The 4,006-nt window shown below is 47.5% G+C and carries 2 protein-coding genes; both read right to left on the reverse strand.

Annotated elements, in window-relative coordinates; all coding sequences use genetic code 11:
• Positions 1 to 214 precede the first annotated feature (214 nt).
• Entirely contained in the window at positions 215 to 1,492 is a 1,278-nt protein-coding gene (locus OGY13_RS00125; RefSeq protein WP_053504456.1) for a DUF2254 domain-containing protein, read from the reverse strand.
• 63 nt (positions 1,493 to 1,555) lie between these two features.
• Positions 1,556 to 3,553, reverse strand: a complete 1,998-nt coding sequence (locus OGY13_RS00130) for a BCCT family transporter (protein WP_008502232.1) — start codon at positions 3,551 to 3,553, stop codon at positions 1,556 to 1,558.
• Positions 3,554 to 4,006 lie beyond the last annotated feature (453 nt).

Consider the following 4,006-nt stretch of genomic DNA (forward strand, 5'->3'; position numbering starts at 1 on the left):
GGCTCATGATGTCCCTCTGGGATGCGCTCCGGATGAATATGATGATCTCATATCAGGAACTTGTTCGCACCTTCCTTAGCTACGTCCGCTTCACGCTGTGAGTTCAATAATTGTGTTGCGTCCATCAGTTGAAATCACAGCTCAAAGTAGACGCTCATTCTCACTGGAATGCTTTGCTTTCACCTTGCCAGAGGACAAATCCTTTGTCCCGCAACTATGGTTTTTTATTAGGATTTTCGCCACTGAATAAATTATAATAAATTGATTTTATAAGATATTCGTCATGGGCTATATGACCAGTACGAGTTGCATGCTCTAATGTTTCAGATGCCAGTATATGTGCGGCTTCAGCAAACATCCCAGGCCAACCCTTACTCAGCATAGACAGTCCTTTAAGGACTCTTATCTGAATCTCCCTCATACTCGCACCATCACGTGCAACAGGTAAGAAAAAGTCTTCCAGTAGGTCTTTGATCTGAAGTGGCGCAACATGTACTGAAGGATATATCACTTCAGTTTCATCTATTTTATTCTGCGCGTAAGCGGAGAGTATTCGAACACCTCTGCCAATGACATCAATCGCAGTACCGGGATCGTTTACTGCGGGCGAAAGGGCCCTGCAGGCTATTTCGGCCATGACGCTGAGACAGAATCGGGGATCCTGAGCAAATGAACGCACATCCGAGACAATGATCGTTTCAAGTAAATCGGTACAGATTGATGACTCCTGACCAGAACTCAGGTACAAAACTGGCATCGATGGATGTATGAAACTGCCTGGCTGCGCCACAAGATATACATGACGAGGATCATTGCTCAGCAGACTGCCGAGCTTGACCATGTCAATATATTCAACATAGCCAATTTTCTCCGGATATACGGCAACAGTTCCTTTTGGTTGTTCATTGTTCTCAAGCCATGGATATCCGCCAAGACATGGACTTTTTGCTCTCGCAATAAATGTCTCGATCGCCGCCTGTTCTACTTTTGCTGTTGTCTCACCTACCCTGCCCAGAGAGGTCAAATGCTGTATCCAGCGAAGCAATGTGATGATTATTAAGGCAATGACAACCAGTGTTACAATGAATAAAATGACTCTACCCCTTTCTCCGTAGGCTCCCATATTGAGGGCAATAATCCCTACCAGGCTGAAGAGAAAAGAACCGATAAAAGTGGCCAGTACATTTTGTGTGGTTACGTCTTCTACAACTAAACGCGTGGCTCTGGGCGTCACATTAGTAGTGGCTGAACCGTAAGCGGTGACCATGATACTCAGTGAAAATGTGGTCACCGCCAGCATACTCGATGCCAGTATGTTCAGAATATTATCAACTGCTTCCGCACCAACCTTCACTGATACTGACTCTGGGATCATTGATCTAAAAAGAATAGATAAAAGGGCCGTTATTATTGCTACCATTGCAAATAACGTTGCCCTGAACCATAGCTTTTTAAGTGTCTGCCTGAGAATCCATTGCCAGCGTAAAATCATTCAGCATATCCTTGTATTAAGTTCGGGAAAATAAATGCCGCCCGGCAGGACGGCATTTTTGTATTAACGAACGAGGTGCAGGAAGTGCAGGTGTTTTTCGTACTGGTCCAGTATGTCATTAATCAGCTGTTCCTGATTCCAGCCCATCACATCATAGTTTTGACCGCCTTCTTTCAGATAGACCTCAGCGCGATAATATCGATGTTGCTCAACCTGCTGCTCGTCATTGTCCATTGCAGCCATGGCGAAAGCCGGTGAGTTATAGCCACGAAGTCTCACTTCATAAATAAAGTTCAGCTCATTGCCCAAATCGACTTCAAGCCGAATTCGTTCGTCATCAGTATCACTTATATGGCTTATCGTTCCCTGTTTATTCAGTTCTTCCTGAACCAGCGTCATGGCGGGCTGGATAACGTCGCCCATAAAGCGTTTCACAAGAGAGCGCTTTGGCAGATAAGCGATATTGCGCAAGCGTCTCTGCCATGGAATCGGGTTACGCGCTGCAGTCGGAGCAATAGTCGCCATGCTCAGGCTTTCACGCTTGGTCAAATCCCGACGCAGGGCTTTTAATAATCCGTATATGGATATCAGTAAAATCACTGAGAAAGGTAATGCGCTCGCTATTGTCACGGTTTGCAGCGCGCTCAGTCCCCCCGCAATCAGCAGTGCGATTGCCACAATCCCTATGAGCGAGGCCCAGAAAATTCGCTGCCATACAGGCGTGTTAGCGACGCCACCCGATGCCAGCGTATCAACAACCATTGCCCCGGAGTCAGCCGAGGTGACAAAGAAGACAATGACCATCGCCATTGCAATAAATGACAGCACGGAAGAAAACGGGAAATGCTCCAGGAAATTAAACAGGGCCAGCGCGACATCCTGCTGAACGGTATTGGCGAGATCAGCCGCCCCCTGGTGCATAATGAGATAGATTGCGCTGTTACCAAACACCGTCATCCACATGAGCGTGAAGCCGGCGGGAACAAACAGCACGCCGGTGACAAACTCGCGAATGGTTCGACCGCGCGAGACTCTTGCGATGAACATCCCCACAAACGGCGACCATGAAAGCCACCATCCCCAGTACAGTAATGTCCAGCCCCCCAGCCAGTTGCTCGACTTAGGTTCATACGCATAAAGGTTAAAAGTTTTACTCACCAGTTCAGAAAGATAACCGCCCGTATTTTCCACAAATGACTTCAGCAGAAGCACGGTTGGTCCCAGACACAGGACCAGCGCCAGCAGCAGCACTGCCAGGCCCAGGTTGAGCTCAGACAGTATACGTATTCCCTTGTCCAGGCCGGACACCACCGAAATCGTCGCTAAACCAGTGATGACAACGATTAGAATCACCTGCACCGTTTCATTAATAGGCACCCCGAAAAGATGATTCAAACCAGCATTCACCTGCAAAACACCGTACCCCAGCGATGTCGCAACGCCAAAGACGGTGCCAATAACGGCGAAAATATCAACCGCATGGCCTACAGGTCCGTATATGCGCTCGCCAATAATGGGATAAAGTGCGGAACGCAGCGTTAAAGGCAGACCGTGACGGTAACTGAAAAAGGCCAGGATCAGTGCCACAATGGCATAGATTGCCCATGCGTGCAGGCCCCAGTGGAAGAACGTCAGGCGCATTGCTTCCTTCGCTGCCGCAACGGTCTCTGGAGTGCCGACAGGAGGTGAAAGATAATGCATCACAGGTTCAGCAACGCCAAAGAACATCAGGCCGATCCCCATCCCTGCCGAGAAAAGCATCGCAAACCAGGAGTGATAGCTAAAATCAGGCTGCGCATGGTCCGGACCCAGTTTGATATCACCGTAGCGTGAGAGTCCCAGGAACGAGACACTCAGTAGAATCAGGGCCACTGCAAGGATGTAGAACCAGCTGGCATTCGTGAAGATTTGTTGCTGAAGTAGTTTAAAATTTTTGTCGGCGACATCCGGGAATACAGCGGCAAAGGCGACAAGAAGGAAAATTAACAAAGCAGATGTAAAGAATACCGCTTTGTTAATCTGGCTTTTAGACTTCTTTTGGATTGTATCATTTTCACTCATAATCATTTATTCCATTAATTAAAATCCGCACTGTATAGAGGGTACTACATCTCAAAGATTAGCAAACTTCAACTTACGATGCGGCGTCAATCGGAATGCAGAGTGCAAGAGTGGCCATACAGATATCCTGTTGATAGTCTGCCAGCCGTCTTCTGGAGCATTTGATTTGCATAAATTGCATCAGATCTGGGGATTCACTTTGATTAGAGCAATATTGAGAATGACTTACTAACGTCTGATGTTGCGTAAAGCGGGCTTTAAGGATGGTCGCAATGTCAGAGGTAAGGACAGACGTTCAGGATGCAAATAATCAGTGCCGGTTCGTCGCTGATTTTCCTTCAGGCTGACTTGTCCAAAACGAGTAACAATCGCCGGTGATGCTGCCAACTTACTGATTTAGTGTATGATGGTGTTTTTGAGGTGCTCCAGTGGCTTCTGTTTCTATCAGCTGTC

Origin of the sequence: Citrobacter sp. Cpo045 (assembly GCF_030332875.1) — a bacterium.
GTDB lineage: Bacteria > Pseudomonadota > Gammaproteobacteria > Enterobacterales > Enterobacteriaceae > Citrobacter > Citrobacter portucalensis.

Excerpts from the sequence above, each read along its gene's own strand:
- OGY13_RS00125 (WP_053504456.1), bottom strand. The coding sequence starts at position 1,492 with ATGATTTTACGCTGGCAATGGATTCTCAGGCAGACACTTAAAAAGCTA.
- OGY13_RS00130 (WP_008502232.1), bottom strand. The coding sequence starts at position 3,553 with ATGAGTGAAAATGATACAATCCAAAAGAAGTCTAAAAGCCAGATTAAC.